At 65.0% G+C, this 26,123-nt stretch carries 28 protein-coding genes; 14 read left to right on the forward strand and 14 right to left on the reverse strand.

Annotation, left to right across the window (positions count from 1 at the left end; genetic code table 11):
- Positions 1-434: 434 nt before the first annotated feature.
- The 14 genes from FFY45_RS20815 to FFY45_RS20880 all read right to left on the reverse strand — a co-directional run bounded on the left by FFY45_RS20815 (position 435) and on the right by FFY45_RS20880 (position 11,791).
- Positions 435-1,151, reverse strand: coding sequence for a tetratricopeptide repeat protein (locus FFY45_RS20815; protein ID WP_217902693.1), 717 nt, complete (start codon positions 1,149-1,151; stop codon positions 435-437).
- A complete protein-coding gene (locus FFY45_RS20820) occupies positions 1,151-1,633 on the reverse strand; it encodes a cytochrome c-type biogenesis protein (RefSeq protein WP_176341880.1) in 483 nt (160 codons plus the stop codon). Before FFY45_RS20820 ends, FFY45_RS20815 begins: the two co-directional genes overlap by 1 nt.
- Positions 1,633-2,175, reverse strand: coding sequence for a DsbE family thiol:disulfide interchange protein (locus FFY45_RS20825; RefSeq protein WP_176341881.1), 543 nt, complete (start codon positions 2,173-2,175; stop codon positions 1,633-1,635). Before FFY45_RS20825 ends, FFY45_RS20820 begins: the two co-directional genes overlap by 1 nt.
- Entirely contained in the window at positions 2,172-4,160 is a 1,989-nt protein-coding gene (locus FFY45_RS20830; protein WP_176341882.1) for a heme lyase CcmF/NrfE family subunit, read from the reverse strand. Before FFY45_RS20830 ends, FFY45_RS20825 begins: the two co-directional genes overlap by 4 nt.
- A 63-nt stretch (positions 4,161-4,223) precedes the next feature.
- Positions 4,224-4,694 (reverse strand): cytochrome c maturation protein CcmE, encoded by a 471-nt coding sequence (ccmE, locus tag FFY45_RS20835; protein ID WP_095574646.1) that lies wholly within the window; start codon positions 4,692-4,694, stop codon positions 4,224-4,226.
- Positions 4,691-4,897 carry a heme exporter protein CcmD gene (gene ccmD, locus FFY45_RS20840; protein ID WP_023903698.1) on the reverse strand — a complete coding sequence of 69 codons (207 nt, stop codon included), beginning with the start codon at positions 4,895-4,897 and terminating at the stop codon, positions 4,691-4,693. Before ccmD ends, ccmE begins: the two co-directional genes overlap by 4 nt.
- Positions 4,894-5,652 (reverse strand): heme ABC transporter permease CcmC, encoded by a 759-nt coding sequence (gene ccmC / locus FFY45_RS20845; protein ID WP_176341883.1) that lies wholly within the window; start codon positions 5,650-5,652, stop codon positions 4,894-4,896. The genes ccmD and ccmC overlap by 4 nt, the downstream gene beginning before the upstream one ends.
- 10 nt (positions 5,653-5,662) lie before the next feature.
- Positions 5,663-6,991, reverse strand: a complete 1,329-nt coding sequence (locus tag FFY45_RS20850; protein ID WP_176341884.1) for a S8 family serine peptidase — start codon at positions 6,989-6,991, stop codon at positions 5,663-5,665.
- Positions 6,988-7,647, reverse strand: coding sequence for a zf-HC2 domain-containing protein (locus tag FFY45_RS20855; RefSeq protein WP_176341885.1), 660 nt, complete (start codon positions 7,645-7,647; stop codon positions 6,988-6,990). Before FFY45_RS20855 ends, FFY45_RS20850 begins: the two co-directional genes overlap by 4 nt.
- Positions 7,644-8,225, reverse strand: a complete 582-nt coding sequence (locus FFY45_RS20860) for a sigma-70 family RNA polymerase sigma factor (protein ID WP_006452988.1) — start codon at positions 8,223-8,225, stop codon at positions 7,644-7,646. The genes FFY45_RS20855 and FFY45_RS20860 overlap by 4 nt, the downstream gene beginning before the upstream one ends.
- A 63-nt stretch (positions 8,226-8,288) precedes the next feature.
- On the reverse strand, positions 8,289-8,996 hold the full coding sequence (locus tag FFY45_RS20865) for a TorF family putative porin (RefSeq protein WP_176341886.1): 708 nt from the start codon (positions 8,994-8,996) through the stop codon (positions 8,289-8,291).
- 335 nt (positions 8,997-9,331) lie between these two features.
- Entirely contained in the window at positions 9,332-9,721 is a 390-nt protein-coding gene (locus FFY45_RS20870; RefSeq protein ID WP_023903703.1) for a c-type cytochrome, read from the reverse strand.
- Positions 9,722-9,746: 25 nt separating this feature from the next.
- Positions 9,747-11,099: a cytochrome C gene (locus tag FFY45_RS20875; RefSeq protein ID WP_176341887.1), complete on the reverse strand. Its 1,353-nt coding sequence runs from the start codon at positions 11,097-11,099 to the stop codon at positions 9,747-9,749.
- A 71-nt stretch (positions 11,100-11,170) separates the two neighbouring features.
- Positions 11,171-11,791: a cytochrome b gene (locus tag FFY45_RS20880; RefSeq protein ID WP_176341888.1), complete on the reverse strand. Its 621-nt coding sequence runs from the start codon at positions 11,789-11,791 to the stop codon at positions 11,171-11,173.
- Between the two features lie 308 nt (positions 11,792-12,099).
- Between FFY45_RS20880 and FFY45_RS20885 the strand changes: the two genes are divergently transcribed.
- The 14 genes from FFY45_RS20885 (at position 12,100) to FFY45_RS20950 (ending at position 25,722) form a co-directional block, all read left to right on the forward strand.
- Positions 12,100-12,537: a sugar 3,4-ketoisomerase gene (locus FFY45_RS20885; RefSeq protein ID WP_168957895.1), complete on the forward strand. Its 438-nt coding sequence runs from the start codon at positions 12,100-12,102 to the stop codon at positions 12,535-12,537.
- Complete coding sequence (locus FFY45_RS20890; RefSeq protein WP_176341889.1) at positions 12,534-13,205, forward strand: acetyltransferase; 672 nt, start codon at positions 12,534-12,536, stop codon at positions 13,203-13,205. Before FFY45_RS20885 ends, FFY45_RS20890 begins: the two co-directional genes overlap by 4 nt.
- Positions 13,206-13,208: 3 nt before the next feature.
- Complete coding sequence (locus FFY45_RS20895) at positions 13,209-14,162, forward strand: glycoside hydrolase family protein (RefSeq protein ID WP_176341890.1); 954 nt, start codon at positions 13,209-13,211, stop codon at positions 14,160-14,162.
- A complete protein-coding gene (locus tag FFY45_RS20900; protein WP_168957892.1) occupies positions 14,149-15,081 on the forward strand; it encodes a GNAT family N-acetyltransferase in 933 nt (310 codons plus the stop codon). The genes FFY45_RS20895 and FFY45_RS20900 overlap by 14 nt, the downstream gene beginning before the upstream one ends.
- The gene (locus FFY45_RS20905) at positions 15,081-16,193 is read left to right on the forward strand and encodes a DegT/DnrJ/EryC1/StrS family aminotransferase (RefSeq protein ID WP_176341899.1); all 1,113 of its coding nucleotides are present in this window, start codon (positions 15,081-15,083) and stop codon (positions 16,191-16,193) included. Before FFY45_RS20900 ends, FFY45_RS20905 begins: the two co-directional genes overlap by 1 nt.
- A complete protein-coding gene (locus FFY45_RS20910; RefSeq protein ID WP_176341891.1) occupies positions 16,190-17,443 on the forward strand; it encodes an O-antigen translocase in 1,254 nt (417 codons plus the stop codon). Before FFY45_RS20905 ends, FFY45_RS20910 begins: the two co-directional genes overlap by 4 nt.
- Positions 17,440-18,390: a glycosyltransferase gene (locus tag FFY45_RS20915; protein ID WP_176341892.1), complete on the forward strand. Its 951-nt coding sequence runs from the start codon at positions 17,440-17,442 to the stop codon at positions 18,388-18,390. The genes FFY45_RS20910 and FFY45_RS20915 overlap by 4 nt, the downstream gene beginning before the upstream one ends.
- Positions 18,387-19,520 (forward strand): hypothetical protein, encoded by a 1,134-nt coding sequence (locus FFY45_RS20920; RefSeq protein WP_176341893.1) that lies wholly within the window; start codon positions 18,387-18,389, stop codon positions 19,518-19,520. Before FFY45_RS20915 ends, FFY45_RS20920 begins: the two co-directional genes overlap by 4 nt.
- 46 nt (positions 19,521-19,566) lie before the next feature.
- The gene (locus FFY45_RS20925; protein ID WP_176341894.1) at positions 19,567-20,418 is read left to right on the forward strand and encodes a Wzz/FepE/Etk N-terminal domain-containing protein; all 852 of its coding nucleotides are present in this window, start codon (positions 19,567-19,569) and stop codon (positions 20,416-20,418) included.
- A 157-nt stretch (positions 20,419-20,575) separates the two neighbouring features.
- Positions 20,576-21,418, forward strand: a complete 843-nt coding sequence (locus tag FFY45_RS20930; protein ID WP_176341895.1) for a class I SAM-dependent methyltransferase — start codon at positions 20,576-20,578, stop codon at positions 21,416-21,418.
- Between the two features lie 12 nt (positions 21,419-21,430).
- Positions 21,431-22,651, forward strand: coding sequence for an amidohydrolase family protein (locus FFY45_RS20935; protein ID WP_176341896.1), 1,221 nt, complete (start codon positions 21,431-21,433; stop codon positions 22,649-22,651).
- Positions 22,648-23,346 carry a class I SAM-dependent methyltransferase gene (locus FFY45_RS20940; protein ID WP_176341897.1) on the forward strand — a complete coding sequence of 233 codons (699 nt, stop codon included), beginning with the start codon at positions 22,648-22,650 and terminating at the stop codon, positions 23,344-23,346. The genes FFY45_RS20935 and FFY45_RS20940 overlap by 4 nt, the downstream gene beginning before the upstream one ends.
- A 136-nt stretch (positions 23,347-23,482) precedes the next feature.
- The gene (locus FFY45_RS20945) at positions 23,483-24,613 is read left to right on the forward strand and encodes a glycosyltransferase family 4 protein (protein WP_176341900.1); all 1,131 of its coding nucleotides are present in this window, start codon (positions 23,483-23,485) and stop codon (positions 24,611-24,613) included.
- Positions 24,610-25,722, forward strand: coding sequence for a glycosyltransferase family 4 protein (locus tag FFY45_RS20950; protein WP_176341898.1), 1,113 nt, complete (start codon positions 24,610-24,612; stop codon positions 25,720-25,722). The genes FFY45_RS20945 and FFY45_RS20950 overlap by 4 nt, the downstream gene beginning before the upstream one ends.
- Positions 25,723-26,123: the final 401 nt, after the last annotated feature.

Here is a 26,123-nt window from a genome sequence, read left to right on the forward strand (position 1 = left end):
AGCGGCCGCTTCGGGCTGGCTGCTGCAGAAGGAGAAGATCGCTAGCCAATTAGAAGAACGTCATGCATGGCTTGCAACCGTGCACACCAACCATCTCGACTGGTCCTTGCCCGCCCACCGTCGCGGGACCTTACGCGGCATGGATGCCGCGTAAGAGCCTACAGGGACGTACTTGCGGCGTGTCACGCGATGGTGGGCGGGCAAGGGCCCTGCAGCCAAGCCACAGATCATCCGCTCTGCAATCTACGCACTCATCGCGTCCAATCTTTCAAGACAACCAAGATCTCACGATCTCGAAATGGCTGAAGAACGGCACGAGCAATGGGCAGATGGATGTGGATGGCGCACTCAATAGCGGTATCTACGCGTGGTATGTGCGCACTGAGTACAGCGGCACCCGCTGATGGCCGCGAAGTGGGTTTTGTCAGCCGTTACTAGCGAGTAGCGCGTTTGGCCTGCCGCGCACTCGCCAACGATTCAGCCACGGCGATTTTTTCCGCGACCGCTTTCTGCATCGCCGAGCCGTTGTCCAGCAAGTCATGCAAATGGCGCCAGTGTTCGGTGGCGGCGCTGTAGTCCTGCTGCTGGAAGTCGCTGATGCCGAGCAGCCACAGGGCGCGTTGATGATCCGGCTCGCGTGCGATGACCTGTTGCAGGCGCGTGCGCGATGCGGCGTCGATGGCGAAGTCGCTGCGCGTACCCATGTCTGCCGCGATCCAGCCGACGATGGCGGCGCTGTTGTCAGGGGCAAGCTTGAGTGCTTGCGCATAGGCATCGCGCGCGTCGGCCGAACGGTTTTCCTGCTCGTGCGCCTTGGCCTGCTGCATCCAGGCATCCAGCGCCTGCAGTTGTGCTTCTTCAGCCGGACTGATGGCTGGTGTTTGTGCTTGCGTGCTGCCGGCAGCAGTCGCCTCAGGCGTCGCCTGCACTGTCTGCTGCGCTGGCGTAGCGTACACGCGCGTTGCGATGGCGTCGGGCGCGCCGACCAGGCGATACAGACCGGCGGTGGCGATCGGCAAGCCGAGCACCAGCACAATCGGCAATGCATAGCCTGTGCTGCGATGGCGCGTTGGCCGGCGCAGCAGTGGCAACAGCAACAACAGCAGCGCGATCACCACCAACGCCGCGCTTATGAAATAGAAACCGGTCATCACCACTCTTCCTCAGCTTGCGGCGCAACCGGTGTGCCGGCACGCGCACGTTTGCGCACCGTGTGGATCACCACGCCTGCACCAGCACCCAGCATCAACAACGGGCCGAACCACAGCAGCCAGGTGCCGCGTTTGACCGGCGGGTCGTACAGCACGAAATCCGAATAGCGCTCGACCATGTACTGCTTGATCTGCGCATCGCTGTGGCCGGCCTGGATCTGCGCAAACACCTGATGGCGCAGATCGCGTGCGAGCGCGGCGTTGGAGTCGGCAAGGTTTTCGTTCTGGCACACAAGGCAGCGCAGTTGTGCGGTCAGACGCTGGTAACGCGCTTCCTCGCTGCGGTTCTTGAACGGCAGCGGGTCCACTGCCTGCGCCGCCAGCGGCGGTGCAAGCAGCACGCCGAGCAGCAACACCAGCAGCAAGCGCAGTTGCCGGCCTTGCAGACGCCAGTGCCAGCGCCACCAGGAGCGAGCCGGCATCACTGCGCGCCCTTGGGCAGCGCGGCGATGGCCGGCAGCAGTGTGTCGTTGATGACCTCGGGTGTGAGCACGCCGATGTGCTTGTAGCGGATCATGCCTTGCGCATCGATCAGAAACGTTTCCGGCGCACCGTAGACGCCGAAATCGATCGCGGTCTGGCCGGCTTCGTCTGCGATCACCACGGCATACGGGTTGCCGTATTGCGCGAGCCACGCGGTGGCATCGGCGGGCGCATCTTTATAGTTGTAGCCGATCAGCGGCACGCCGAGCCGGTTGGCCTGCGCCATCAAGACCGGATGTTCGTGCACGCATTCGGCGCACCAGCTGCCGAACACGTTGAGCACATACGGCTTGCCCAGCAGCTGGTCGCGGCTGAGGTGTTGTTCGGGTTGATCCAGCCTTGGCAGCGAGAACGCTGGCGCTTGTTTGCCGATCAACGGCGAGGGCACATCGCGCGGGTTGTGCTGCATCGTCCAGTAGATGCCGAAGCCGAACAGCGCCGCCAGCAACAGGAAACCCAGCAAGGGCAGCAGACGGTTCATGCGGGCGATTCCTGCGCAGTGACGATGGCATCGTCTGCCGGCGATGTGGTGGCCTTGCCAGCGACGGCAGGCGCACGGAAACGGCGCGCGCAGGCGCTGACGAAGCCGCCCAGCATCATCAGCAGGCCGCCGGCCCAGATCCAGCGGATGAAGGGTTTGTAGTACAGCCGCAGCGTCCAGTCGTACTCGATGTGTTGATCGTCCAGCGGCTCGCCGAGTGCGACGTACAGATCGCGGGTGATGCCGGGGTCGATCGCCGATTCGGTTTGAATGCGCTCGCTGCTGTACAGGCGTTTTTGCGGATGCAGCAGCGCGATCACCTTGCCGTCGCGACTGACCTGCACGCTGCCTTGTTCGGCCTTCCAGTTCGGCCCATCGATCAGTTGCACGCCGTCGAACCGGAATGCGTAGCCGGCGATCTCCGCGCTCTGCCCCGGTGCCAGGCGCACATCGCGTTCGACCGACAGGCTTTCGGACACCAGCACGCCGGCAACGAACACCGCCACGCCCGCATGCGCGAGCAACATGCCGGCCATTTCGGCCGGAAACCGCCGGCCGCGCGGCATTTCGCGCCAACGCTTGTGCATGTACAGCGCGGTGCCGGCGGCCACCCACGCAGCGACGCCGATCCCTGCAATCGCCTTGATCTGGCCATCAGCGAAGAGGCTGCCGACCAACGCACACGCAATCGCTGCGATGCCGGCGCGCGTGCCGAGTGCCTTCAACGGTGCGGCCTCGGCCTTGCCCCAACGCAGGTACGGGCCGAACGGCAGCAACAGCACCACCGGCAGCATCAGCAACGGAAACAGCAAGCCGAAGTAGGGCGGGCCGACCGACACCTTGCCCAGTCCGAACGCGTCGGCGATCAGCGGGAACAAGGTGCCCAGCAACACCATCGCGGCGGCCACGGTGAGCAGCAGATTGCCGATCAAAATGGCCGTCTCGCGCGAGGCGGCGGCGAACGGTTTGCCGCTGGCGATCTTGGGTGCGCGCAAGGCGTACAGCAGCAACGAGCCGCCCACCACGGCCACCAGGAAAATGAGGATGTACAGGCCGCGGCGCGGGTCGGCGGCGAAGGCATGCACCGAGGTGAGCACGCCCGAGCGCACCAGAAACGTGCCCAGCAACGACAGCGAGAACGCCAGGATCGACAGCAAAATCGTCCAGGCACGCAGGCTGCCGCGTTTTTCGGTCACCGCCTGGGTGTGGATCAAGGCGGTGCCGACCAGCCACGGCATGAAACTGGCGTTTTCCACCGGGTCCCAGAACCACCAGCCGCCCCAGCCCAGTTCCGCGTACGCCCACCAGCTGCCGGCAACGATGCCGGCGGTGAGGCAGGCCCAGGCCACGTTAGTCCACGGCCGCGCCCAGCGCACCCAGGCCTGTTCCAGCTCGCCGCCCAGCAAGGCCGCCACCGCAAACGCGAACGCCACCGAGAAGCCGACATAGCCGGTGTACAGCACCGGCGGGTGGAAGGTCATGCCCGGGTCCTGCAGCACCGGATTGAGCTCGTTGCCATCCAGCGGAATCGGCGACAGCCGCCCGAACGGATTGGAGGTCAGCAGGATGAAGGCGAGAAAACCCACCGACACCAGCCCCAGCACTGCGAGCACGCGCGCGGCGAAATGCTGCGGCAGGTGCCGGCTGAAGGCGGCCAGCAACACCGTCCATGTCGCAAGGATGGCGATCCACAGCAGCAACGAGCCTTCGTGTGCGCCCCACACCGCGGCAAAGCGGTAGTACCAGGGCAGGGCGATATTGGCGTTGGCAGCGACATAGGCCACCGAAAAATCCAGCGACAGCAGCGACCAGGCGAGCAGGCCGAACGCCATCCACACGAACACCGCTTGACCGACCGCCGCAGGCCGCGCGACCGCCATCAGGGTGGCGTTGCCGCGCCAGGCGCCGATCAGCGGCAAGATGCCCTGGGCAAGCGACAACAGCAGCGCCAGGATCAGTGCGATCTGGCCGAGTTCAGGCGTCATGGGCGAATCGCATCGTGCAACGAAGGAAGATCATGGAAGTAGTTGAAAGCAGTGCGCGCAGCATCAACGCGGCGCAGACAGCGGCACGGCGGCGGCAGGAATCGGCTTGCCGACATGGCCTTCGGCCATCGCGTCTTTGAGTTCTTTGGGCATATAGGTTTCGTCGTGCTTGGCCAGCACTTCGTTGGCGACAAAGCGCCCGCCCTGCATGCGTCCATTGGCGATCACCGATTGGTTGTCGCGAAACAGATCCGGAAGAATGCCGGTGTATTCGACCTGCGTTGCAGCGTGCTTGTCGATCACGGTGAAGTTGACTTTCAAGCTATCGGTTGCGCGCTGGATCGAGCCGGCCTTGACCATGCCGCCGAGGCGAAATTGCTGATAACTGGCCGCTTCGCCCGCGTGCACCTGGCTGGGCGTGAACAGATAGCTCATGTTCCGCTGCAGCGCGAGCACGATCAGCGTCACCGCCAGTGCGGCAGCGGCGATGACGCCGATCACCAGCCAAAGGCGTTGCTTGCGTGTTGCATTCATGGCGCGTCCCGCTCCAGCGTGGGAACTGGCTGATCGCGTGCACGTCGCGGTGTTTGTCGTTGCAGCTGGCCGCGCAATTCGCGCGGCAGGCGGCGTCGACGCAGCCACGGCGATGCCAGATCGGCCAGCAACACCAGCACGAACAACGCGTATGCGGTCCACACGTAGTGGCCGTAACCGCCCATCGCCAGAAAGGTGTTCATGCGGTGCGCTCCGTCAACACGATGCGGCGTGCCCAGTCCTTGCCGCTTTCCAGTGCGAGCAGGTCCACGCGCACGCGGCCGAGCAGGCTGGCAAGGTAATAACACTTGGTCGCCAGCATCATCGTCAGCAGCGGCCACAGCATGTCGGCGCCCATCTTGGAGGGGCCGAGCAGGCGCACGGTGGAGCCTTGATGCAGTGTGTTCCACCACACCACCGAGTAATGCACGATTGGCAGATTCACCAGGCCCACCAGCGCGAGCAAGCCGGCCGCACGCATCGCCTGGCGGCGATCTTCCACCGCGTGATACAGGCCCAGCACGCCCAGATACAAAAACAGCAGCAATAACTCCGAGGTGAGCCGCGCGTCCCAGGTCCACCAGGTGCCCCACATCGGCTTGCCCCAGAGCGAGCCGGTGCACAAGGTGATGAAGGTGAAGGCCGCGCCGATCGGCGCCGAGGCCATGGTCACCACTTCGGCCAGCTTGATCCGCCACACCAGCGCAATGAACGCGGACACGCCCATTGCCGCGTAGATGAAAAGACTCATCCAGGCGCTGGGCACGTGGATGAAGATGATGCGGTAGGCGTCGTGCTGCTGGTAATCCGGTGGCGCCAATACCAGCCCGCCGTAAGCGGCCACCGCGCCGAGCAGCAGCGCCAGCGCCAGCGCCCACGGGCGCACGATGCCGGCGACGCGGTAAAACGTGGGCGGCGAGCTGAGTTTATGCAGCCACAAGGGAATCCACTTGGCCATGCCGGTGTCGTCAGTTGGAATGTTTGGCGTGCGAAGCCAGCGCGTCGACCGCAGCGCCGGCATTGACCTGTAGCTGGCCGTCGGACATCTTGCTGGTGCGTTGCAACAGGTCGCGCAAGGCGGTCGCGTCCATCGATGGCGACATCGACAACAGCAATGCGGCCATGCCGCTGACATGCGCGGTGGCCATCGACGAGCCGGAGGTGAAGTCGTAGCGGCCATTCGGCTGGGTGGTGAGGATGTCCTTGCCGGGCGCGCTCAGCACACCGGGCATCGCGGCGGTGGCGCTACTGCTGCGCACCACCAGCACGCCGGGCACATCGTTGGGAAAGCCATCCATGCGCCCGTTCGGCGGCATTGCGGCCACCACGATGCGGCCCTGTTGCACCAGATGCAGCAGCATCTTGCTCAGCAGCGGGTCGGCCGGGCCGCCCAGGCTCAGATTGATCACGCGCGCGGAGCTGTTGTTGATCGCCGCCAGCGCCTTGGCCAGGGTGAAGGTGTTGCAGCGGGCGGTGGCACCGACGGTCGGTGCATACCAGCACGCCTTGTAGATGCTCAGCATGGCCTTGGGCGCCATGCCGACAATGCCTTGATGGTTGTTGCTGCCGGCAGCAATGATGCCGGCCACTTCGGTGCCGTGCGAATCGCTGCTGGTAGCGAGCGCGGTGTCGTCGACCAGATCGTGCACGTCGCGGATGCGCGACTTCAGATCGGGGTGAGTGGTGTCCACACCGGTGTCGACAACTGCCACCACCACGCCGCGACCCTGGGTGACGGTCTGCGCGCTGGCCGCATCGGTGGCGATGAAGCCGCGTTGCATGTCCACGTACGGGTCGTTATAGCCGGACAGCGCCGTGGTCTTTTCCGATGCATCGGCGGAGAACACCGAGAAATCCTGCACCGGCTGCACCAGCTCCACGCCTTCGTCGTCGGCCAGCGCGCTGACCAGCGCGTCGCGCGATACGCCAGCCGGCGGCTGCAGCACGGCGCAATACAAGCCCAGCGAGGTGATCGGCCAGCCGGAGACTTCGCGCAGCTTGTAGCGCTGCTTGATGGCTTCCATGCGCACGGCGGCCTTCTGGCCGGCGCCGTAATAGCTGGAGGCGTAGCCGATCAGGCTGGAGCCGGCGCGTGCGGGTGGTGCGGTGAGCGGGTTGGCCACCGCCAGCAGGATGTCGCGGCTGCTATCGGGCGTATGCGCATCGGCCTGCGCCGGCGCGGTGCTGGTGCCGACAGCTTGCGCAGCATGCTGGGGCGTGTCCTGGGCATGCACGCAGGTGCAGCTGCCCAGGCCGATGAAGCCGGCGATCAAGCCGATGACGTAGAAGCGGTTCATGGTGCCGACACGATCTCGGCCAGGCGGATACGCGGGTTCGCACGCAGCTGCTGCACGGTGTGCTGCGGCTGGGCCGGCGGCTGCGGTGCGACAGGCACCACGGTGTAGGCGCCCATTTCATTGGGGCCGCCAACCACCTGCAACTGCTGCGCATGCAGCAGGCTGTCCCAGTCGGCCACGGTCATCCTGGCGTCGGGCACCACGCGGATGGCACCTTGCGGGACCGGCAAGGCGGTGGCGCTGCTAAGCGTGCGGTAGTCGTGCGAGGGCGCGGGCGCGGCCAGCTTGACGCCCATGACGCCAAGACCAATGGCCTGCACCAGGGCGGCGGCGGCCAGGGCGCGCACCGTCCAGTTGCCGGAGCGGCGTGCTGCCGGCACCGGTGCAGTAGGTGCGGTGTGCTGTTCCGGCGCATCCAGGCGGCCGAGCAGGCGCAGCAGGCCGGCGTTGGCGTCCAGCTTGACCGCCGACGGCAGTGCAAGCGCTTGCCGCAGGCGATTTTGCTGGGCGAATTCGGCGCTGCACGAGGCGCATTTGGCTACGTGCGCGATCAGCCAGGTGTTCTCTTCCTCGGTGGCACTGTCCAGCAATACTGCGGGCATCAGTTCCCAGGCGTGCGAGCATTCCTTGCCAGGCGCGATGAAAAACGTCTTCATTGCATGGTCTCCGTGTAAGGGGCGCCGCCGGCCAGGCCGGGCAGCACATTGCGTAATTTGACCCGCGCATGGAACAGCCGGGCTTTGATGGTGCCGACCGGGCACTGCATGATTTCGGCGACTTCTTCAAGCTTGTGGCCAACGCCATAGACCAGTTCGATCACCATGCGCTGGTCCGGCGAGAGCCGTTGCATGCCCTTGTCGAGCCAGTCGCGCAGCTCGCGGTCGTCGTTGTCGTCGGCGCTGGGGGCGTGATCTTCCACCACGGCGGTGTCGTCGATGGCCTCGCCGTCATGCTGGCGCAGGCATTTGAGCCCGCAGCGATAGGCGATGCCCATGATCCAGGTCGACACCTGCGAATCGCCGCGGAAGTCGCCGGCTTTCTGCCAGGCGATCCAGAAGCAGTCGTTGATGGCTTCCTCGATGATGTCCGGGCGGCGGGTCAGCCGCGACAGGAACCGGCACAGCCGGCCGTGGTAGCTGGTGTACATGGTCGCCAGGGCGGCACGATCGCCCGCAGCCATGCGCCGCAGCAGCATGCGGTCGGTGGCATCACCCAGGGTGTCGGAATCATTCATCGAGGCAGGCACGGCAGAAGACGTAGGTCAGTGCCCGCACGGGGGCAAAAGGTTGCAGCTGGATCAGAACGTGGTGGAGATCGTGCCCAGCCAGGGTGTTTCGCCCGGGCCGCCCTGCAGGCGCGGGGTATTGCTGCTGGTGACGATGCGTTCCAGTTTCAGCGTCCATCGTGCCCGGCTCCACTTCAGGCCCAATTGCCCGTACTGATAGCGGCCGGATTCGGCAGCGCCGTAGGCCATCGCCGGAAAGCGCGAAGAACCGGCGCCGACCAACAGGCTGAAGTCGTTTTGCAGCGGGACATTGGCGGTGACGTCGATGGCCACATTCCACGGCGACTGGTCGGCGCGGGGGAAGTTGAACACCGACACCGAAAAGGTCAGCACGTCGCGGTAGGACCAGGCCAGGCTGGCTTCCTGGCGGTCGAAGGTGCGCGTGGCCTGATTGGTCGGGTAGCCGTAATACAGCAGGCTTGCCTGCATCTGCCAGCGGTCGTCCAGCATCCAGGCGCGTGCGGCCTGGGCGGTGACTGCCACCGGCTTGCTCAGCGAGGGCGATTGCAGCGCGACCGAGGTGGAGACCGACCAGCCGGGCGAGGGCAGCCAATAACCGGCCGCCTGCAGCGTGGCCTTGTTGGGCGCGATCGAGATGCCCCGGTCGATCAGCTGCGAGGTCAGCGCCACCGCGCCGCCGACATTGGCGGCCATGGCGCCGGGGCTGATGACCAGGGCCAGCAGCAGGCAGTGGCGCAGCGTGGAGTTGTGCCGGCGCATGTGCAGGCACAGGCAACGCGGGTTGGCGCTGGCCGTTGTGCACTGCCGCCGCATTTTTAGGCGTGGCCTGTCCCACGGCTGCCCGCCGCAGGCGCAACGGCGTCGCGTTCGGAAGGGAGACGACCTGGCAGGCGAGACAGGGGGCAACGGATGAGCGTCTACGGTGAGCGGGGCGCAATAGTGCCTGATCGCGTCGGGCAGACCGCCGCGAGCAGGACGGTTCCGTTCATATACGCGAAGGAATCGCGGCCGGCAACGCGGCCAGCGCGACGCCCGAAGCGCAGTGCGCCCCGGCTACCGGCGGGCAGGGTCACTGCCCGCCGGCCAGACAACGGTCAGTGCAGGGTGTTGAGGTAGGCGATCAGCGCGTCTAGCTCTTTCTGATCCTCCAGGCCTTCGTACTTCATCTTGGTCCCCGGCAGGGCCTTGGACGAGGATTGCGACAGATAGGTCTTGAGCTGGGCGGGCGTCCACTGCCACTTGCTGCCCTTGAGTGCATCGGAGTAATTGCTGTAGTCGGCCAGGCTGGCGGCCGGGCGTCCGGCCACGCCGAACATGGACGGGCCTTTCTTGTTCTTGCCCTGGGCCGCGCTGTGGCACTCGGCGCATTCGGTCATGAACACGCCTTTGCCATCGGCCGCGCGCGCGGGCGGGGCAAGCAGTGCGCCGGCCAACAACAGACCGGCCAGCGGGGCGCACAACAAGGTTTTGTGGAGTGACTTCATGGGGGTCCTTACGTGTGCGGGGGAATCAGAACGAGACATTGACCGACAACGAGAAGGTGTCGAGATCGCGCGGGTTGGTGATCGGATTGCCGCCACCGAACACGTTGGTGGTGCTGCCGTTGAACTTGTCGAAGCGGAACCAGGTGGCCGCAAAACGCACGTTGGCGTTGGTGGTGTAGGTGCCTTCCTTACCGAACGGGGTCCAGTACAGCAGGATCAGATTGGCGGTGGTGTCGGGGATGCCGTAAGGCTGATAACGCGCCACATCGAACGAGCCGCTGTTGATCAGATGCGCTGCCAGCACGCCGTAGGTCTGCTTGAACGCGTAGTTCATGCTGATGTTCTGGTCGCGCACGCTGCCGCGGTCGCGCGGCGACATGCTCGGGTCGGTCGGCTGCAGCGGGCTGCCGTATTTGCGGCGCTCGTAGATGTTGACGTAGGCCAGCGACAGCACGTGCTCGCGGGTGCCGAGGAACTGATAGGTCAGGTCGTAACCCAGGTCGGTGAAGTCATCGGTGGGACCGCCGGTGCGCAGGCGTTGGCGACGGGTGGTCATCGCGGTGAGGCCGGCCGAGAAGAACTGCCGCTTCATGTCCTTCATATAGGCAAAGCGCGCATAGCCGGTGTCGCTGAGCTTGCCCGGGTCGTTGTTGGGGTTCCAGCCCAGGTGGTCCTGCGCATCGGCGGACAGTGCGCTGTAGCTGCCGACTTCGCCGTACCAATTGCGGTCGAACAAGCCGTACACGCTGGCGCCGATCACGCGGTTGGAGAGCGCCGACGAACTCAACATGCTGGCCGAACCGGCATTGGAGACCGGGCTCAGGGTCGATGCATTCGGCAGCACCTGGATCGGATCGGACACGCCGGGGTTGTTGTTGACGCTGACGCCGACCATGGCGTCCTTGCCGGCAAGCTGGAACGGCTTGCTGACAAAGCGCAGATCCACATCGTCCAACTGGGTGTTGAAGGTGTCGTTGCCACCATTGTTGGAGCGGATCTTGGAGTAACCGCCGATGTGGTCGTTGACCCGGCCGGCCAGATACAGATCGGCTTGGTTGATGCGTGCGCTGCTGTCGCCGCGGGCGGGATTGCTCCGCGTCCAGGTGACCTGGCCGGAGACCGGAATCTTGGTGCCGTTGCCATCGGTGTCGGTGAAACCGCCGAGTTTGAAGCGCATGCCGTACGGCGTGAGCGAGGGGCCATAGGAGCCGATATGGCAATCCGCGCACGAAGAGCCGGTCTGGCGTGCGAACGAGGGGATCGCCTGCGCCTGCGTGCTGGCCAACAGCAACAACGGGCCGGACACGCACAACAAGGACGTCAGGGAGGCAGTACGCGTGGCGGCAACGCGACGCGGGGCGGGCTGGGGAGTAGGCATGGAAAGTCCTTGTTCGACGGTGCGGGGTTCGGCGCTGCGGGAGCGGGGGAGGGCTGGCAACTCGGGGGAATTCATCGGGTTTTTTTGGGCAACACGCGATGCAGCACGCCATCGCGCAGCACCAGGTGATGCCAGAGCGCGGCGCCGATATGCAGGATCACCAGGGCCAGCAAGACCCAGGCGGCATTCAAGTGCCAGGTGCTCAGGGTGTCGGCCAGATCTTCGTCCGGCGCGACCAGATTCGGCAGCGTCAATCCGAACAGGTAGACCGGTTTGGCGTAGGCGTTGCTCAACGACCAGCCGATCAGCGGCAATGCGACCATCAGGCCGTACAGCGCGAAATGGGTGGCGCCTGCAGCCAGCCGCATCAGCAGCGGCGACGGCGGGCCGGGCGGCAGCTTGCGCAGGCGGATGCGCAAGCCCACGCGCAGGACGAAGAGAAAGAGCACCATCAAACCGAAGTGGCGATGGCCTTCCATCAGCCATTGACGCAATGCGCGTCCTTCCAGTTCGGCGCGCAGCAAAATCAGTGTGGCGGCCATGGCCAGGCACAGCACCGTCAGCCAGTGCAGTACGCGCATCGATTTGGGGAGTGGAATGACGTGCGCCGTGGAGGGCGCCTGTTCCGGTAGCGGCAGCGCAGGGGCGCTGTCGGTGGCGGCCATGTCGGACGCCTGGGGGGATGAACGCATTTGGTCGGTGTGCTCCGGTGCTGGTCGTTGGTTCCGGCAGTGCGTCGTGCGCTGCCAGGCCTGGCTCCCCACGCCGGCCGATCTGCGGCCAGGTGAACGTGCACCGATATGTGCGGCGACGCCGGTAAAAGGTTGCATTGCCCTGTGGGCATTGCGCTGCAATCAGTGCATATCCACGTCTGCTGCGCCTGCAACTGCGCTTGCGCGCACATGGATTCGCAGTGCCGTGACGTGGTGCAACCTTTCGCGCATCCCGGTGCACTCAGGCATGTCGCACTACGTGCAGTCAGCGGTTACGCCCCCGAATCATGGCCATCGAACGCATCCAGTTGCACACCCACGGTGACGATCGCGGTCTGCTCATCTCGTTGGAGCAGCAGCGCAACGTCCCGTTCGAGATACGTCGCGTGTATTACCTGTTCGGCACTCGCGACGGCGTACACCGCGGCCAGCATGCGCACCGCCAGCTCAATCAACTCGCCGTCGCCTTGCATGGCTCGGTGACGATTCTGCTGGACAGGGGGGATGGCAACGGCCAGGAAGAAGTGGTGCTGGACGACCCCTCGCAAGGCCTGCTGCTCGGGCGCATGGTGTGGCGCGATCTGTATCGCTTCAGCCCCGACTGCGTGTTGATGGTACTGGCCGACCAGTTCTACGACCCGGCCGATTACATTCTGGATTACGACGAATTCGTGAGCGAAGTGCGCGGTGAACATCGCCTGGACGCACGCAGGCTGGAAGCATGAGCATGCATAAGCCATTGGTGATCATCGGCGACGGCGAGTTTGCGCAGATCGCCTGCGAGTATTTCCAGCACGACAGCGATTACAGCGTGGTCGCCTTCAGCGTGGAGCGCGACTTCCTGCTGCGTCCCACGCTGGCCGAGCTTCCGGTGGTGGCGTTCGAAGAGCTCGAACAGCGCTATCCACCCGAGCAGTACGAGGTCTTCGTGGCGATTCCGGCCACGCAGCTCAACCGCCTGCGCACACGCTTTTTCGAAGACATGGTGCGCCGCGGCTATCGCTGCGCCAGCTATGTCAGCTCGCGCGCGTTCGTCTGGCGCAATGCGCAGATCGGTGCGAACTGTTTCATCTTCGAAGGCAACGTCATCCAGCCGTTCACCCGCATCGGCGACAACTGCATCCTGTGGAGCGGCAATCATATCGGTCATCGCACAGTGGTGCAGGACAACGTGTTCATCGCCTCGCATGCGGTGATTTCCGGCTATTGCGAGATCGGGCGCGGCAGCTTCATCGGCGTCAATGCCACGCTCAGCGACAAAGTGCGGATTGCTTCAGACAACATCATCGGTGCCGGCGCGCTGGTCACCCGGCATACCGAGGTCGAGCGCGTGTATGTGGGTTCGCCGGCGCGTGCGGTGGCCGGCAGGTCCAGCTTCGACGTGGAGCTCTGACCCATGTTCGCCTGGACCAAGCGGGGCCTGGTGTTCGATGTCGCGCGCGATGGCGTGGGCGGCTGGATGCAGCATGCCGCGCTGACGCCGACACCGTATCGGTTATCTGCGCAGGTGCTGCGCGTGTATGCGGGTTTTCGCGATGCGCAGGGTGTGAGCCGGATCGGCTATGTGGACGTGCGCGCCGATGCGCCGACCCAGATCGTCGGCGTCAGCAAGCAACCGGTGCTGGAGATCGGCCACGATGGTTGCTTCGACGATAACGGCATGATTCTGGGCGATGTCGTGGCGGGGCCGGATGGTCTGTACATGTTCTATGTCGGTTTTCAGCGTGTGGCCAAGGCCAAGTTCCTGGCCTTCACCGGGCTTGCGGTATCCAGCGATGGTGGCGAAAGTTTTCAGCGCCGCCAGGACACGCCACTGCTGGATCGCGCCCCCGGGCGCAGCACCATTGCCGCGGTGCATTCGGCCCGCTACGAAGATGGTCGTTGGCGGCTGTGGTATGCGGTGGGCGACGATTGGGAAACCATCGGCGGCCAGCCGTATCCGCGTTATCACATCCGTTACGCAGAGACCGACGATCTGCGCCACATCCCCAGCGACGACGTGGTGTGCCTGCGTCCGCGCGACGACGAATACCGCATCGGCCGCCCGCGCGTGTATCGCCTGGGCGATCGCTATCTGATGTATTTCACCCGCGGCGACACACGCGGTGGTTACTTCCCGGGCATCGCCTTCAGCGGCGATGGCGTGCACTGGGAGCGCGACGACAGTCAACTGGGGCTGCAGCTCTCCGAGCACGGTTGGGATGCGCAGACCTTGTGCTACCCGGCATTGATCCAGCAGCACGATCGCGTGTTGATGTTCTACAACGGCAACGCGATGGGGCAGGCCGGCTTCGGTCTGGCCGAGGCCGCGCTGCCCTCGGACCTGCAGGGGCGCCATGTTTTCGGTTAGGCCATATGCCGCCAGCGATGCGCCTGCGTGGGACGCGTTGGTGGCGTCCTCGCGCAACGGCAACCTGTTGCATCGGCGTGGCTACATGGACTATCACGCCGACCGCTTCGTAGATGCCTCGTTGCTGGTCGAACGTGGCGGCGAGGTGGTGGCGGTGTTTCCGGCAAGCGTGCACGGCGATTGCGTCAGCAGCCACGCCGGGTTGACCTATGCGGGCTTGTTGTCGTCGATGGCGTTGCGTGCGGGCGCTACATTGCAGGTATTCGAACAGATTGCCGCGCACTATCGCGCGCGCGCCGTGCGCCAGATCGTGTACAAGCCGGTGCCGCATGTGTTTCATGCGTATCCGGCCGAGGAAGATCTGTATGCCTTGCATCGGTTGGGCGCGCAGCTGTTCCGGCGCGACCTGTCGTCGGTGATCGCGCTGCGCGAGCCGTTCGCGTTCAGTGCCGAGCGTCGGCGTTCGCTGGTCAAGGCGCGCAAGGCCGGTGTGCAGATCCAGACCGGCACGCAGCTGGAGGCGTTTCATGCCTTGCTGACCCAGGTGTTGCAACGGCACGGTGTGGCGCCGACCCATCGGCTGGACGAATTGCAGCTGCTGCACAGCCGGTTTCCGCAGCAGATCGTGCTGCATGAAGCGCGCGCTGAGGGGCAGCTGGTGGCCGCCGCACTGGTGTTGGATTTCGGCCGCAGCGTACACACCCAGTATCTGGCGGTGTCCGAATGCGGTCGCCAGCTGGATGCGCTGAGCCTGCTGCTGGCCGAGCTGATCACTGAGGTGTATGCGCAGCGCCATTACTTCAGCTTCGGTATCTCCACCGAACAGGGCGGGCAGGTGCTCAACGATGGCTTGGTCGAACAAAAGGAACGCTTCGGCGCGCGTGCCGTGGTGCAGGATTTCTATCGGTGGACGTTGTAATGGATGTGCCGTTTCTGGATTTGCGTGCAGTCAATGCGCGCTACGCGGATGAATTGAAAGTGGCTGCCGCGCGCGTGATCGACGCCGGCTGGTATGTGCTCGGCCAGGAGCTGGCCGCGTTCGAAGAAGAATTCGCCAGCTACTGCGGCGCCGCACATGCGGTGGGCGTGGGCAACGGACTGGATGCGTTGTCGCTGATCCTACGTGGCTATCGCGAGCTGGGGGTGTTGCGCGAGGGCGACGAGATCATCGTGCCGGCCAACACCTTCATCGCGAGCTTTCTGGCGATCAGCCAGAACCAGTTGGTGCTGGTGCCTGTGGAGCCGGATCCGCTGACTTTCAACATGGACCCGGCCGGTGTGGAGAAGGCGATCGGGCCACGCACGCGCGCCATCATGGCGGTGCATCTGTATGGGCAGCTGGCCGACATGGCCGCATTGCAAACGCTTGCCCATCGCTACGGGCTGCTGCTGATCGAAGATGCCGCGCAAGCGCATGGCGCGCGCGCGGGCGGGCGGCGTGCCGGTGCCTTCGGCGATGCGGCGGCGTTCAGTTTTTTTCCCACCAAGAACCTGGGCGCACTCGGCGATGGTGGTGCGGTGGTGACCTCGGATCCGCGCCTGGCCGAGCGCATTCGCGCGCTGCGCAATTACGGCTCTGAAGTGAAATATCACCACACCTGCCAGGGCGTGAATTCGCGGCTGGATGAAATGCAGGCGGCGTTCTTGCGGGTCAAACTGGCGTATCTGGAGGATGAGATCGCGCGTCGGCGCGCGGTGGCGCAGCGCTATCTGCAAGGCATCGAGCATCCGCTGATCACGCTGCCTACGGTGGTCGCCGAGGAACAGCATGTCTGGCATCTGTTCGTGGTGCGCAGTCCGCAGCGCGATGCCTTGCAGGCGCATTTGCTGCGCCTGGGCATCCACACCCAGATCCATTACCCGGTGCCGCCGCATCGGCAGCCTGCCTACACCACGCTGGGCGATGCCTGCCTGCCGGTGAGCGAGGGCCTGCACCGTGAAGTGCTGAGTCTGCCGATGGGCCCGGCACTGGATGAGGCGTCGGTGGAACGTGTGATTGCCGCATGCCAATCGTTCGGCAGCCCTGCATGAATCTCGTGCGCAGCAGCGCGTACACCGGCGTTGCGACGCTGGCCAAGCTGCTGGCTGCGCTGGTGGTGGTGAAGTTGGTGGCGGTGTACGCCGGCCCGCAGGGTGTCGGCCGCTTGGGCCAATTTCTCAATCTGATGTCGGTGCTGGCGGTGTTGGCGGGCGGCGGTATCAGCGCCGGCATCGTCAAGTACGTGGCCGAGTATCGCAACGACGCACCGGCACTGGCACGCTTGCTCAGCGCGGCGCTCTGGTACGCCTTCTGCGCGGCTTGCGTCATGGCGGTGTTGGCGGTGCTGTTCAGTGGCGTGATCGCCGAGCGCCTGTTGGGCGATGCAGCGTATCGGCCGCTGATCTGCGTGCTGGCGATCGCGCAGCTGGGCATTGCCTTGGTCAATTACATCCTGGCGGTGATCAACGGTTTCATGGATGTTCGTCGTCTGGCATTTGTGCAGGTGAGCGGTGCGGTGTCGAGTGTTGCGCTGGTGGCGTGGCTGTCCAGCCTGGCGCAGCTGCAGGGCGCATTGCTGGCACTGGTGATGGGCCAGGTGCTGTGGTTGTTGGCCGGCGTGCCGGCATTGCGACGCAGCCCGTATTTCCAACGCGAGATGTTGCGCCTGCGTTTCGATGCGCCGATGACGCGCAAGCTGGCCGCGTTCTCGGCGATGACGCTGACCGCCACGCTGGTGCCGCAGTTGGTGGCCATTCTGGTGCGCGATCATCTGGCGTTGCAGTTCGGATGGCAGCAGGTGGGTTATTGGCAGGCCGTCAGCCGGGTGTCGGATGCATATCTGCTGTTCTTCACCACCGCCATCAACGTGTATTACCTGCCCAAGCTGGCCTCCCTGCACGATCGTGCGGCGCTCGGGCGCGAGCTGCGGGCCGCGTATCGTTATGTGATGCCGGCGGTGATCGCGATGGCGCTAGGTGTGTACATGCTCCGCGATTGGGTCACCTGGCTGTTGTTCGATGCGCGATTCGCTGCAGCAGCACCGCTTTATGGTCCGCAGTTGCTGGGCGATGTGATCAAGATCGCCGCGTTCGTGCTGTCGTACGTGATGCTGGCCAAGGCGATGACGCGGCTGTTCGTGATTTCCGAATGCGTGTTCGCCGCCAGCTATCTGGCGCTGGTGTATCTGTTCACTGCGCAGTTCGGGCTGATCGGGGCGATGTATGCCTTTGTCGCCAACTACGTGGTGTATCTGCTGTTCAATATCGTGGTGGTGCGTCGCTATCTGGTGCAGGCCGCATGAGCGATCAAACCCAACCGAGCGGGCGCGCGAGCTGGCCGCTGGTGTCGGTGCTGATTCCGGCCTATAACCACGCGCGTTTCGTGCAGCGGTGTCTGGATAGCGTGTTGGACGACCCGTACCCGTGCAAGGAGATCGTCATCATCGACGATGGCTCCAGCGACGCCACGGGCGAAAAGATCGCGCAGTGGATTGCCACCCATGGCCATCGGCTGCCGGTGCAGTTCGTGCAACGCGACAATCGCGGTGTGGCGGCAACCCTCAACGAGCTGGCCTTGCGGGCGCGTGGCGATTATCTGCGGCTTGGCGCGAGCGATGATTATCTGTTGGCCGGCGGGTTGGATGCGCAGGTGCGTTACTTGCGCGCGCATCCGCAAAAACTGGCGGTGATCGGCGACGCCTGCGTGGTCGATCAGCATGGGCAGTTGCTGCACGGCAGCGCCATGCGCGACCTGCATCGGGTGGATACCGATCTGTACCGCTCCGAGCCGGGCATCCGCCGCGCGGTGATCCAGCAGTGGGCGGTCAGTGGCGCGGTGGCGTTGCTGCGCCGTAGTGCCTTCGATGCGCGCACCGGCTGGGACGAATCGCTGCGGATCGAGGACTGGGATTTTTTCCTGCGTCTTGCTGCGCGCAACGCGCTTGGTTTCGTCGACGTGCCGGTCTGTGCGTACCGTTTGCATGGCAACAACCTCAGCAAGACCGCGAACGTACGTGCGCGGATTGCCAACTTGAGCGAGTCGCGTCAGGTGGCGTTGCGGTGTGCGGAGTTGTTCGATGAGCCCGAGCGCAGCTTGCTGCGGGCGCAATCGCGTTACATCGCGGCCAAAGTGGCATTTCTGCAGCGCCGGCCGCACAGGGTGATCGGGCATCTGCTCGCCTATGCCTGGCTGTCGTTGCCGGCCAGGTGGCGGCCCAGGCATGCGCGTAGCGCGGTGGAGCCGGCATGAACACGTTGTTGCGCCGGCCTGCGACGTATCTGGCACTGCCGATGCTGCTCAGCTGCGCGCTGACGTTGCTGACCTACACGCTGCCTGCCGATTATCTTGATGGCATCGCGCTGCTGGCCGCGGCGGCCGCTGCGACATTTGTACTGGATGCGGTGCTACGCACGCAGCTGCCTGCCGTGGAGCGCTTCCGCAACTATCGCTACGCCGGCACCCGCGATGCATTTGTGGTGATGACACTGGCGGCGGTGGTGACGGTGTTCTGCATCGTGGATGTGGCGCTGTTTCCGACTCCGTTGTTCAGCGATCCGTCCTCGTACGCCACCTTGAGCCCATTGCGCTCGCATGTGCGGCACATCTCCAACATGTGCTGGATCCTGCCGCCGATCGCGCTGCTGTGCGTGCGCCACCGCGGGCTGCGTGCGGCGATGGTGACGCTGGGGTTTGTGTTTCCGATCGTGGTGATCGACCGCAACCGCATCTTTGCCGGGCTGTTTTCGTTCGTGCTGGTGATGCTGTTGCGCCGCGACCCTGCGCGCCGCCTGCCGTGGAAGACCATTGGCCTGCTCGTGCTGGCTGGGGGCGGGGTGTTTTCGATCCTGGGCGCACTGCGTTCCGGTTCGTTGGCCACGGTCGCCTTGCCGTTCAGTGCGTTGTATCGCGCCATGCCGCAGGGCGTGCAGTGGCTGCTGCTGTACATCAGCGCCGGGCCGTACAACTTCGGCGCGATCCTGGCCAAGGGCTACGTCAACGCCAGTTTTCTGGTCAATCAACTGGTGCCGTTCAGTGGGTCGATTGCCACCGCCGGCACCAGCATTCCGCTGGATGCGCCCAATATCAATGTGGGCACGGAATTCTTCCCGTTCCTGATGGCCTGGGGCGCGCCGGGCGCGTTGATTGCGCTGCTGGCGTTATATGCGGGCCTGGTGTGGAGCGTGCGCTTGCTCAACGTCTCGCTGTCGATCTTCCATGTGCTGATCTTCCTGCGCCTCGCCTATGCCTGCCTGATGTCGCCGTTCGCGCCGCAGGCATTCACCTGGACCAACTTCGGCTTCATCGCGCTGTGCCTGGTGTTGCATGCCTGCACCGTGTTGCTGCCCAGCCGCAATGCGGCACCTAGCGCTGCTGCGTAGTGCGCGGCAACTTCGTTTTTTCACCACGTTCCAGAGCCGGTGCACCATGAATCAACACGACGATATCTATCTGATCGACCTCTGGCGCATCCTGCGCCGCGAATGGCGCTGGGCGCTGGCCGCGCTGGTGGTGGTGCTTGGCCTGACGTTCGCCTTCACCCAGCTGGCCAAACCGCAGTGGGAGGCCACCGCCTGGATCCAGGTCGGCGAAATCGGCCCCACACCGGCCGGGCGCGATCCCAAGGTCGAGCCGTTTCAGCGCGTGATCGATCGCATGAAGACGCGGCTGTTTCAGGATGCGGTGCTGCGCAAGGCTGGCCTGCCGCTCAACAGCCGCGCTGCGCAGTTGTATCGCGGCAGTCTCAAGCCCGATCCGGACCCGTACGCGAATCTGATCGGCGTGACCATTCGTGCCGAATCGTCCGCGCAGGCCCGCCGCCTTGCGATGGCCACCGTGACCGAGCTGCAGACGCTGCACGGCCAGACCAATGCGGTGGCGCTTGAGCTCGCACGCACGCGCCTGCAAGGGTTGAATGAAGACCTGCGCGCGGCGCTCATCAACAGGGCGCAACTGCAACAGCAAGTGCAGGCCGGGCAGGGCGGTGCTGCGGCCACGCCGGCGCAGGTGGTTGCCGGTGTATTGCTGACCGAGAGCAACACCACCATCCGCGCGTTGAAAGCCGAGCGTGACGATCTCATCGCCCGCCTTACCACCCGCTACACCTATCAGACCTCGTTGGCGTGGCCGTTGTATGTGCCCGATCGCCAGGCGTTTCCGAATGCGATCACCGCCTGGGCTGCCGGGTTGCTCGCTGGCGCCGGCTTGGGCGTGCTGGCGGCGGTGTTACGCAACGCATGGCGGCGTCGCAGGGTTGCGGCCGGGCATTCCGTCGCCTGATGTAAACGGCGACGCGTTGCTGGTGGGACATCGCTTATCAGGCTGCAACCAAAGCCGCTGCGCGTGGCACTCACGGGTCAATCAAGCGATGCCGCGTTGGCGGTGTCGCGTCTGGAGAGTGTCGTGAGAACAACTGGTCTGGTGTGGGAGGCTGCGCATGTCGGTGGTCAATGAGCATGCGGCGCGTGGCGGCACGGTGGCCCCGGAGCGCTTGCTTGAGACGCAACGTGCGTTCGATAGCGTGGCCCCCGACTACGATGGCCCGCGCGGCAACAATGCGCTGATCCAGCGCATGCGCACCACGCTGTGGGACACGGTTGCGGCCGAGTTGCCGGTGGGGTCGCGGCTGGTGGATCTGGGCTGCGGCACCGGTCTGGATGCCGGCGAGTTCGCACGCCGCGGTTACAGCGTGCTGGCCACCGACTGGTCGCCGGCGATGGTGGAACGCACCCGCCATCGCGCAGTCACCCAAGGTCTTGAAGCACGATTGACCGCCGCCCACGTCGGTATCCAGCAGCTCGATCAGCTGGACGGCAGCTTCGATGGCATGTACTCCAACTTCGGCCCGCTCAATTGCGCTCCCGACCTGCCGGCAGTGGCTGCCGAGTGCGCACGTCTGCTGCGCGCCGATGGCTGCCTGGTGTTTTCGGTGATCGGGCGCATCTGCCCGTGGGAAATCGGTCATTACACATTGCGCGGGCGCTTCAAGCGCGCAGCGGTGCGGGCTGCGCGCGGGGTCACTGCGGTGGGCATGAACGGCCACACCATCTGGACCTGGTACCACCTGCCGCGCGAGTTCTACCGCGCCTTCAACAAGCACTTCGTGCTCGACAGCTACCGCGCCTTGAGCCTGTTCCTGCCGCCGCCGTATCTGGTGGATTTTTGCGAACGGCATCCGCGTCTGTCTGAGCGCCTGGGCCGGTGCGACGACCGCTTGGGCGGGCTGCCGCTGCTGCGCGACATGGGCGACCACTTCCTGATCGTGATGCGCAAGCGCTGAGTGGAGATGCCGATGTCCATGGCCGATGTCTGTCTGCAGGGCGCACGCGCGATCACCCTGGCCGGTCCTTCGCGCGCCGCAGTGACGATGCGCGCGGGCCGCTTCGGCGGCACGCTCGGCACCGGCAGCCTGCGTCTGGATTTGCAGGGCCACGTGCTGGCGCCGGGCTTGATCAACGCGCACGATCATCTGCAGGTCAACTGCGTGCCGCCGCTGCCGCAAGGCGCACCGTTCGCCAACAGCTACGCATGGATCGAGGCGTTTCAGGCGCATTTTCAGCATCCCGATGTGGCGGCTGCGTTGCGCGTGCCCAAGGCGGTGCGCTTGCGCCACGGCGGTTTGAAGAATCTGCTGGCCGGCGTCACCTGCGTGGCGCAGCACGACCCTTGGCACGCCACCTTGGATGAGGCGAACTTTCCGGTCGGCCTGCTGCGCGAGTTCGGTTGGAGCTACGCGCTGGGCTGGACCGGCTACGGACCGCCGGTGCAAGGCAGCTTTGCCGCGACCTCGCCCGAACATCCGTGGATGATCCATCTGGCCGAAGGCACCGACGCAGTGGCGGGTGCCGAACTCGACGAGCTGGATCGGCTCGGCTGTCTGGCCTCCAATAGCGTGCTGATCCACGGCGTGGGCATGGGCGAATGCGATATCGACCGGGTGATCGCACGCGGCGCGGCGGTGGTGTGGTGTCCTTCGAGCAATCTTGCGCTGCTGGGCCGCACGCTCGATCCGTGGCGCTTGTGCATGGCCGGGCGGCTCGCATTGGGCAACGATTCGCGCATCAGCGGTGCGCGCGATCTGCTGGAAGAACTGCGCATCGCCGCCGACAGCGGGCTCGCACCGGATCTATTGCTCGGCATGGTCACCCAGCAATCTGCGCGCATCCTGCGCATGCAAACGCGCGGGTGCATCGCCCCAGGCGCAGCCGCAGATCTGCTGATCGTGCGCGATCGCGGTGGCGATCCTGCCACCAGCGTCATCGGTTGCCAACGCAGTGAACTGCGCGCAGTGATACGCGATGGCGCCCCGCGCATTGCCGACCCGGATTTCGCCGACTGGTTCGAGGCGGCCGGTATCCAGACCGTGCCGGTGTTGCTGGACGGTCGCCCCAAACTGCTCGATGCAAGGCTGGCCGACCCGGCAGTGCTGGCACTCGAACCCGGCCTGGAGTGCGTGCCGCACGCAGCGCACGCGCCATCCGTTGCGATGGCAGCAAATGGTGCTGTGTCATGAGTGCTGTGCCGACACTTGAGCCGGCAGCGGCGTATGCGTTGTGGGCGCAGGCGTATCCGCCGCACGCGCATAACCCGGTGATGCTGGCCGAAGAACGCGCCATGCTCGCGCTGATGCCCGGCGCCCTGCAGGGCCAACATGTGCTGGATGCCGGCTGCGGCAGTGGTCGCTACATGCTGCATGCATTACAGCGTGGCGCGCTGCATGTCACCGGTGTGGATCTGTCGCCGCAGATGCTGCAACGCGCCGGCGCCGAACTCGCCCGCGACTGGCCAGCGGCACGCGTGAGTCTGCAACAAGGCAGTCTCGATAAATTGCCCTTGCCCGACGCAATTGCCGACCTCAGCGTCTGCGGTCTGGTGGTCGGGCATCTGCAGCAGCTGTGGCCTGCGCTGGAAGAACTGCATCGCGTCACCCGCGTGGGCGGGATCGTGCTGTGCAGCGATGTGCATCCGATCGGCCATGCGCTGGGCTGGCGACGCGATTTCAAGGCCGACGGCCGGCAGTACGCAGTGCGGCATACGCAACATCTCTACAGCCATTGGCATGCGGCATGCGCATCGCTGGGCCTGGCGATCGAAGCGGTGGCCGAACCGATGCTGGACCCGTCCGATATTCCACCCGGTGCACGTTTCGACCAGGCGGCGTTGCAGGTGCCGGTTGCCTTGGTGATGCGTCTGCGGCGCATCGCGTGAGTGCTGTGGTGTTCATGGCGATTCCCGATGGCAGCGCATGCACGGCTTGCAAGCGCTACGACCCGAGCCGCTTGCGTTGCGCGCAAGCGCGCGTCATTGGCGTTGCAGAACGTGCATGCCAGTCGATGTCTGCGCCATGACCCTGCATGTGGCGCAACTCAATCTGCTGCCAACGCCCGACGGCCTGAGCGTCGAACAGGTCTTCGCGCAATGGCCATCGCTGGCCGACATCGCCGAGGCGGTGGCCAGCGCAGGGGTGCGCGTGACGGTGATCCAGGCCTCGGCACTGAACACGCGACTCACACGCCAGGGCGTGGACTACCGCTTCGTCGAGCTGGCCGCGCGTGGTAGCAAGCAGCGTGCGCGCATTCTTGCCACGATGCTGCGCCAGATCGACGCAGACGTGATTCACGTGCACGGGCTGGAATTCGCCGGCGATGCGCGGCGGCTTGGGCGCCTGCTGCCGCAGAGTCCCATCCTGTTGCAGGACCATGCCAATCGCCCGCCACGCTGGTGGCGCCGGCTTGTGTGGCGTGCGCGCTATGCGGCGGCTGCCGGGATTGCGTTCACCTCGCTGGAACTGGCACAACCATTTCTGCGTGCGCGCCTGTTTCGATCCAGCACGCAGCTATTCGAGATTCCCGAATCGAGCAGCCGCTTCTTGCCGGGCGATCGCTTGCAGGCACGCGAGCACACGCGTCTGCATGGCGACCCGTGTGTGTTATGGGTCGGCCATTTGAGCGCAGCCAAGGATCCGCTGTGCGTGCTCGATGCCATCGCCATGGCGGCGCGCGTCTTGCCCGGGCTGCGGCTATGGTGCGTGTTCGACCAGGCGCCGTTGATGGAGCAGATACAGCAGCGCCTGCGCGACGATCCGCAGCTGGCGCGCTGTGTGCAGCTACTGGGCAAGGTGCCGCATGCACGCGTGGAGACCCTGTTGCGCGCCTGCGATCTGTTCGTCTCGGCCAGCCATGCGGAAAGTTGCGGTTATGCCGCAGTGGAAGCGTATGCCTGCGGCAGCTTGCCGCTATTGACCGATATCCCTGCTTTCCGCGCGCTCAGCGATGCCGGTGCGGTGGGCGAGTTGTATCCCGTGGGCGATGCCTCGGCCTTGGCGGAACTGCTATTGCGTGTCTCCAGGCAGCGACCCAAGCGCACACAGATACGTGCGCATTTCGATGCACGGCTCTCCTTCGCCGCCGTGGGGCAGCGCTGGGCGAACGCCTACACCCAATTACTGGCCGCCGCACCGGGATGCACAGCATGAAACTGGCCTTGGTGGTACCGGGCGGTGTGGACCGCAGCGGCGAAGTCCGCGTGATTCCCGTGTTCCTGACCCTGATCGAATGGCTGGCGCGCCATCATCAGGTACATGTCTTCGTGTTGCATCAGGAGCCGATGCCGGGCACCTGGACATTGCGCGGCGCCACCGTGCACAACATCGGCGCGCAGCGTACCCGTCTACGCGCGATCGCCGCTATTCGTGACGAACATCGGCGCGCACCGTTCGATGTCATCCAGGCGATCTTTTCCGGCTACTGCAGTTTGATCGCCGTTGCGGCGGCAAAATTGCTGCGTCGCCCAAGCATGGTGCATATCGCCGGTGGCGAGCTGGTCGCACTGCATGCCATCGGCTACGGCGGCCGGCGTAAGTGGCGCGGGCGTCTGCGCGAAGCGGTGATCCTGCGCCTGGCCGACTGCGTCACCGCCGCCAGCGCGCCCATCGTCGATTCGCTGCAAGCACTCGGCATCCGCGCGCAGCGGGTGCCCTTGGGCGTGGATCTGCGTGCCTGGCCAGCGGCCGCACCACGCGCGCGCACTGGCGCAATCGCACGTTTGCTGCACGTGGCCAGCCTCAACCCGGTCAAGGACCAGACCACGTTGTTGCGGGCGATGGCGGCGCTAAAACGCGCCGATGTCGCCTTTACCCTCGACATGGTCGGCGTTGATACCCTGGACGGCGCCATGCATCGCCTGGTGCAGCAGCTGGGCCTGAGCGAGCAGGTGCGTTTCTTGGGTTTCAAGACCCAGCGCGAGTTGCGCCCGATCATGCAATCGGCCGATCTGCTGGTGCTGTCGTCCTTGCACGAGGCCGGGCCGTTGGTGCTGCTGGAAGCTGCGGTGGCAGGTGTTCCCACAGTGGGGACGGCCGTCGGGCATCTGGTCGAGTGGGCACCGGTCTGCGCTCTGGCAGTGCCGCCGGGCGATTGGGCCGGGCTGGCAGAAGCCGTCCGTCAAGTGGTGGCCGACGACGAACTGCGCTTGCGTCTGGCCTGGGCGGCGCAGTGCCGAGCGGTACGCGAAGACGCGGCATCGACCACGCGTCTGTTCGAAAAGCTCTACCGCCAACTATGCGAGAAGCACCCGCTGCACTAGGTACCTGGGCACGGAGTAGGCAATAGACTGCGGGCTTGCGCAAACCACTTTCAGATCAGCCAACAAAACGCAAAGAGCGGTCGCCTGGCGGTGAGCGCATGGGTTTTGTTGGCTTTCTCTTGTTGGATGCAGTCAGAAGCCCAGCTCAAACGCTGAGTCGGTCGAGGGCGCGATGCCCTCACCGCTCGCGGGACACGCCGCAAGTACGTCCATGTAGGCTCGGTGGCGGCATCCATGCCGCCACACGGTCCCGCAATCGGTGAGGGCACCGCACCAGACAGTTTGCTGGTTGCTTGAAAACATGCACACCGACCATCTTGATTGGTCCTTGCCCGCCCACCGTCGCGGGACCTTACGCGGCATGGATGCCGCGTAAGAGCCTACACGGACGTACTTGCGGC

The sequence above is a fragment of the Xanthomonas hortorum genome, from assembly GCF_011305375.1.
GTDB classification, from domain to species: Bacteria; Pseudomonadota; Gammaproteobacteria; order Xanthomonadales; family Xanthomonadaceae; genus Xanthomonas; species Xanthomonas hortorum_E.

Coding starts and splice junctions, on each gene's coding strand:
- FFY45_RS20940 (WP_176341897.1), top strand. CDS start 22,648: ATGAGTGCTGTGCCGACACTTGAGCCGGCAGCGGCGTATGCGTTGTGG.
- ccmC (WP_176341883.1), bottom strand. CDS start 5,652: ATGGCCAAGTGGATTCCCTTGTGGCTGCATAAACTCAGCTCGCCGCCC.
- FFY45_RS20925 (WP_176341894.1), top strand. CDS start 19,567: ATGAATCAACACGACGATATCTATCTGATCGACCTCTGGCGCATCCTG.
- FFY45_RS20875 (WP_176341887.1), bottom strand. CDS start 11,099: ATGCCTACTCCCCAGCCCGCCCCGCGTCGCGTTGCCGCCACGCGTACT.
- FFY45_RS20935 (WP_176341896.1), top strand. CDS start 21,431: ATGTCCATGGCCGATGTCTGTCTGCAGGGCGCACGCGCGATCACCCTG.
- FFY45_RS20830 (WP_176341882.1), bottom strand. CDS start 4,160: ATGACGCCTGAACTCGGCCAGATCGCACTGATCCTGGCGCTGCTGTTG.
- FFY45_RS20930 (WP_176341895.1), top strand. CDS start 20,576: ATGTCGGTGGTCAATGAGCATGCGGCGCGTGGCGGCACGGTGGCCCCG.
- FFY45_RS20850 (WP_176341884.1), bottom strand. CDS start 6,991: ATGAACCGCTTCTACGTCATCGGCTTGATCGCCGGCTTCATCGGCCTG.
- FFY45_RS20825 (WP_176341881.1), bottom strand. CDS start 2,175: ATGAACCGTCTGCTGCCCTTGCTGGGTTTCCTGTTGCTGGCGGCGCTG.
- FFY45_RS20905 (WP_176341899.1), top strand. CDS start 15,081: ATGGATGTGCCGTTTCTGGATTTGCGTGCAGTCAATGCGCGCTACGCG.
- FFY45_RS20865 (WP_176341886.1), bottom strand. CDS start 8,996: ATGCGCCGGCACAACTCCACGCTGCGCCACTGCCTGCTGCTGGCCCTG.
- FFY45_RS20950 (WP_176341898.1), top strand. CDS start 24,610: ATGAAACTGGCCTTGGTGGTACCGGGCGGTGTGGACCGCAGCGGCGAA.
- FFY45_RS20915 (WP_176341892.1), top strand. CDS start 17,440: ATGAGCGATCAAACCCAACCGAGCGGGCGCGCGAGCTGGCCGCTGGTG.
- FFY45_RS20870 (WP_023903703.1), bottom strand. CDS start 9,721: ATGAAGTCACTCCACAAAACCTTGTTGTGCGCCCCGCTGGCCGGTCTG.
- FFY45_RS20920 (WP_176341893.1), top strand. CDS start 18,387: ATGAACACGTTGTTGCGCCGGCCTGCGACGTATCTGGCACTGCCGATG.
- ccmE (WP_095574646.1), bottom strand. CDS start 4,694: ATGAATGCAACACGCAAGCAACGCCTTTGGCTGGTGATCGGCGTCATC.
- FFY45_RS20885 (WP_168957895.1), top strand. CDS start 12,100: ATGGCCATCGAACGCATCCAGTTGCACACCCACGGTGACGATCGCGGT.
- FFY45_RS20910 (WP_176341891.1), top strand. CDS start 16,190: ATGAATCTCGTGCGCAGCAGCGCGTACACCGGCGTTGCGACGCTGGCC.
- FFY45_RS20880 (WP_176341888.1), bottom strand. CDS start 11,791: ATGCGTTCATCCCCCCAGGCGTCCGACATGGCCGCCACCGACAGCGCC.
- FFY45_RS20945 (WP_176341900.1), top strand. CDS start 23,483: ATGACCCTGCATGTGGCGCAACTCAATCTGCTGCCAACGCCCGACGGC.
- FFY45_RS20890 (WP_176341889.1), top strand. CDS start 12,534: ATGAGCATGCATAAGCCATTGGTGATCATCGGCGACGGCGAGTTTGCG.
- FFY45_RS20860 (WP_006452988.1), bottom strand. CDS start 8,225: ATGAATGATTCCGACACCCTGGGTGATGCCACCGACCGCATGCTGCTG.
- FFY45_RS20895 (WP_176341890.1), top strand. CDS start 13,209: ATGTTCGCCTGGACCAAGCGGGGCCTGGTGTTCGATGTCGCGCGCGAT.
- FFY45_RS20900 (WP_168957892.1), top strand. CDS start 14,149: ATGTTTTCGGTTAGGCCATATGCCGCCAGCGATGCGCCTGCGTGGGAC.
- FFY45_RS20820 (WP_176341880.1), bottom strand. CDS start 1,633: ATGCCGGCTCGCTCCTGGTGGCGCTGGCACTGGCGTCTGCAAGGCCGG.
- FFY45_RS20855 (WP_176341885.1), bottom strand. CDS start 7,647: ATGAAGACGTTTTTCATCGCGCCTGGCAAGGAATGCTCGCACGCCTGG.
- FFY45_RS20815 (WP_217902693.1), bottom strand. CDS start 1,151: ATGACCGGTTTCTATTTCATAAGCGCGGCGTTGGTGGTGATCGCGCTG.
- ccmD (WP_023903698.1), bottom strand. CDS start 4,897: ATGAACACCTTTCTGGCGATGGGCGGTTACGGCCACTACGTGTGGACC.